This window comes from Desertibacillus haloalkaliphilus (assembly GCF_019039105.1).
GTDB classification, from domain to species: Bacteria; Bacillota; Bacilli; order Bacillales; family KJ1-10-99; genus Desertibacillus; species Desertibacillus haloalkaliphilus.
In genome coordinates, this window is the sequence record NZ_JAHPIV010000032.1 from 1 (window position 1) to 3,848 (window position 3,848).

At 41.5% G+C, this 3,848-nt stretch carries 3 protein-coding genes and 3 tRNA genes; 1 reads left to right on the forward strand and 5 read right to left on the reverse strand.

What is annotated here, in order from left to right:
* Window positions 1-2: 2 nt before the first annotated feature.
* From KH400_RS20615 to KH400_RS20625, 3 genes are all read right to left on the reverse strand, one after another.
* Window positions 3-74, reverse strand: a tRNA-Glu gene (locus KH400_RS20615).
* 206 nt (window positions 75-280) lie between these two features.
* A complete protein-coding gene (locus KH400_RS20620; RefSeq protein WP_217227862.1) occupies window positions 281-1,555 on the reverse strand; it encodes a peptidase in 1,275 nt (424 codons plus the stop codon).
* Window positions 1,556-1,588: 33 nt separating this feature from the next.
* A complete protein-coding gene (locus KH400_RS20625; RefSeq protein ID WP_217227866.1) occupies window positions 1,589-2,893 on the reverse strand; it encodes an aspartate aminotransferase family protein in 1,305 nt (434 codons plus the stop codon).
* A gap of 385 nt (window positions 2,894-3,278) precedes the next feature.
* Between KH400_RS20625 and KH400_RS20630 the strand changes: the two genes are divergently transcribed.
* The gene (locus tag KH400_RS20630; protein ID WP_217227864.1) at window positions 3,279-3,383 is read left to right on the forward strand and encodes a YjcZ family sporulation protein; all 105 of its coding nucleotides are present in this window, start codon (window positions 3,279-3,281) and stop codon (window positions 3,381-3,383) included.
* 312 nt (window positions 3,384-3,695) lie between these two features.
* Here the strand turns inward: KH400_RS20630 and KH400_RS20635 are convergent.
* Window positions 3,696-3,771 (reverse strand) — tRNA-Thr (locus KH400_RS20635).
* A 1-nt stretch (window position 3,772) separates the two neighbouring features.
* Window positions 3,773-3,847: transfer RNA gene (locus tag KH400_RS20640), tRNA-Asn, on the reverse strand.
* Between the last annotated feature and the right edge of the window lies 1 nt (window position 3,848).

The following is a 3,848-nucleotide window of genomic DNA, read 5'->3' on the forward strand; positions in this document are numbered from 1 at the left end:
GGTGACCCGTACGGGATTCGAACCCGTGTTACCGCCGTGAAAGGGCGGTGTCTTAACCACTTGACCAACGGGCCAACGTTAGAAATTTTTGTGCTTGTCCCTCTCTCGCTGACAAAATATATTATAGACCAGGTTATAATATAAATGCAACCCCTAATTTCAATTTAATTATTTTCTGAAAACAAAACCATAATAACCGTGATCCAATCAGCTTTAATCGGTCCTGTGGTGCTACGAATAACGAATCAAAAGCACCACAGGCAGTCGAAAGACTCTTTAATTACAGACCCTCTTCTAATCCACACCACTCAATTAAAGTTAGCGCAATAATTTCAGCAACCTGAAGTATGTTTTCGATTTCAATGTATTCATTTGGATAATGTGCCATTTCTGTAACGCCGGGACCAAAAACGACTGAAGGGACTTTTCCTACTTGCGTGAGTAAACCTCCATCGGTTCCCCAAGGTGAGGCTTCAATGGTTGGCTTTTTTCCTACGACATCCTCGTACTTCTCAGTTAACACGTGCATGAAGGGGTGATCGTTTTCTATTTCCCCTGGCAACCACCTAGCACCAAACCACTCAACTTCAACTGGATGATCTGCAAACCATGGATCAATTGTTGCTAACTTTTCAATCCATTGTTCAAGCTCCTGCTGTACCTCTGCTATTGTTTCATTTGGTGCAATTCCAATTCTACCTTCCATTTTTACAACATCTGCTACAGATGAAGGCCAATCACCACCTTCGATTTTCCCTATGTTAATCGGGAGAGGGATCGGAATTTGCTCATAAAGCGGGTCATCAACGCGAGCGTTACGGAGCTTTTCTAACTGTTCAATATGTTGGAATACCATATAACTTTTTTCGATTGCACTCACACCATGATAACGTGTTCCTCCATGGGCTGTTCGCCCCTTTACAAACAGCCGAAACCACTTCGAACCTTGTTGTTTCGGAAAGATTTTTAAGTTCGTCGGTTCCGGAATAATGGCTGCGTCAGCTGTGTAGCCTTGCAATACAGCATCCAGTGTACCTGCTCCACCACTTTCTTCCTCTATGACACTGTGAAAAACAATATCTCCTTTTAATCGAATTTTTAATGACTGTAAAGCTTCAACAGCAAGGATCAGTGCGACATTCCCACCTTTCATATCTGTCGCTCCTCTACCATACAATTTCCCATCAATCACTTCAGCACAATAAGGATCAAGCTTCCACTGCCTTCTATCCCCGGAAGGTACGACATCGACATGACCATTAAGTACGATCGATCTTCCGTTTCCAATACCTTTTCGAACCCCAGCAACATTCGGACTACCTGTAAACGTCTGACGAGAAGAAAAGAAGTAAGGGTGTTTCACCAACTTTTCTCCATCTAGCTCCCAGACGGTTACATCGAAATCAAGACTTGAAAGCTTTTTTGCTACAAGCTCCTGAACTAATTTTTCATACCCCTGTGTACTCGGAATTTGCACGAGTTGCTGCAAAAGATGAATACCTTGATTCTGATTTAGACGTAACCAATCATGAATCCTATCCTTGATTCCCTTCATGCCACCACGCCTTTCTTCTAACGTTCCCTTTGTTTACACAATACCTTTTTTATGCATCCACCTTTGTACAATCACCACGGTCATTTCAAGTCGTTTAACCAATAAATCAACCTCTGTCTTTGTTATCGTAAGTGGTGGTGCTAGTAAAACCGCACTTCCGTCTATCCCCTCACTACCTGCCGCCGCTGGATAAAGGAGCAAGCCTTGTTTCATGGCTGTTTCGACAATATACTCTGTTACATGATTTCCATCATGACGTTGACCGCTGTAAGGGCAGATAAATTCAATTCCGATTAATAGCCCCTTCCCGCGAACATCACCAATAATCGAATGAGTAGTTGCTAGTCGTTTCACCTCCGACATTAAGTATGTGCCCACTTCATTCGCATGGGTTATAAGATTATTCCTTTCAATATACTTCAATACAGCTAAAGCAATTGCGGCTGATTGTGGATTCGCACTATACGTGTGGCCACTCATAATCGATTTTGAACCAGTTAGGATCTCCTCAATAATCCTATCGCTTACAAGGGTAGCAGCAATAGGGGTGTAACCAGCTCCCATCCCTTTACCAATCGCAAGGATGTCTGGGGCAACACCCCAGTGATCAATCGCAAACATTTTACCAGTACGTCCAAACCCGGTCATTACTTCATCAGCAATGAATAAAATATCGTTACGTTCACAAATATCTTTAATTTCAGCATAATAACCATCAGGTGCAGTGATAGCTCCTCCAGCAGCACCAATGATTGGCTCGGCAATAAAGGCCGCAATCTGTTCACTACCAATACGCCGAATCACTTGCTCTAATTCTTGAGCACACAAAAGTCCACAATCCGGAAACGTTCGCTTGAGGGGGCAATGATAACAATAAGGAGGAGAAACAATTGGTGACTCCTCCAGTAATGGGGTAAACCTTTTCCTACGTGCATGATGTCCCGACATTGATAGTGCTCCAAGAGTAATCCCATGGTAGCTCATCCAACGTGATATAACTTTGGTTTTGGTATAAATTCCACGTTCCTGCCAATATTGAATCGCAATTTTGAATGCTGTTTCGGTAGCCTCTGATCCACTATTCACAAAGAAAGACCAGTTTAAATCCCCGGGTGAGAGTTGACTTAACTTCTGAGCAAGCTCTTCTGCAGGTTCATTTGTAAATTGGGAGCGATACACAAATGATATTTTCTCTGCTTGCTTCGTCATCTCTTTAATAATTTCATCAACACCATGACCAATACTGGCTGTCACAGCTCCAGAAGATCCATCAATATACTCGTTACCATCCTGATCGTATAAGTAGATTCCTTGGCCATCCATAATTGTCGGATACATCTTATCTAACACTGGTTTAATTAAATGCTCCCGTTTCTTCAATGCTCTCCCTCCTCTATACGTATCCTCAAAACGGGTATTAAACAGAGGGGACCTCAGTAATAAAACGACCTACAGGGTTATTTAACATTCCCAATACATTCAACCTCTTATGAGAGCTAGCTTTATAGAAAATGCGACAAGTAGGTAGAGAATATAAGTTGGTGAGAAGAAACAGAGAGAAATAAATAGAGGGTTACCTGTCAATTAAGCAAATAGCGGAGATTACTAAAATTATATTAAATTCCTCACTTGTCCTATACATTTTTACTTTTGACGCATACCTTGTTAGTACGAGTAGAGATACTCGTGAATAATTAATAATTATCAAAGGAGGGGAGCTTTCATGTCATACGGACACGGGCACCACACTGGTGGTTTTGCGTTAATCGTTGTGCTGTTCATCTTATTAATTATCGTTGGAACAGCATTTGTTAGACCTTACTATTAAGGTTTAACTCATCATTTCAGCTCATGCTTCTTTGGCACATGGTACCTCCTTCAAAAGAAAGCAAAGGCTATTGCCTTTGCTTTCTTTCTTACAGTGTTCTGAGATCTGCCTTAGGAAATTGGACTAATACAAGAATTGATTTAATTAAACGTTTGTTTAAAATTAATGCCCTTAGGTTTGAAATGGGCGAATTTAGTAGATTTTTTTGCTTTGTGAAACCAACACTAAAAAACGTCTATCTTACTTATAATTTAAGTAAAATAGACGTTACTATTTTATATTGCGATTTCTTATTGTTTGTATATGTATTCCTGGAGCTTCCAAGCGGACTTGAACCGCTGACCCCTTCCTTACCATGGAAGTGCTCTACCGACTGAGCTATGGAAGCATGGCTCCACAGGCAGGATTCGAACCTGCGACCGATCGGTTAACAGCCGATAGCTCTACCACTGAGCTACTGTGGAA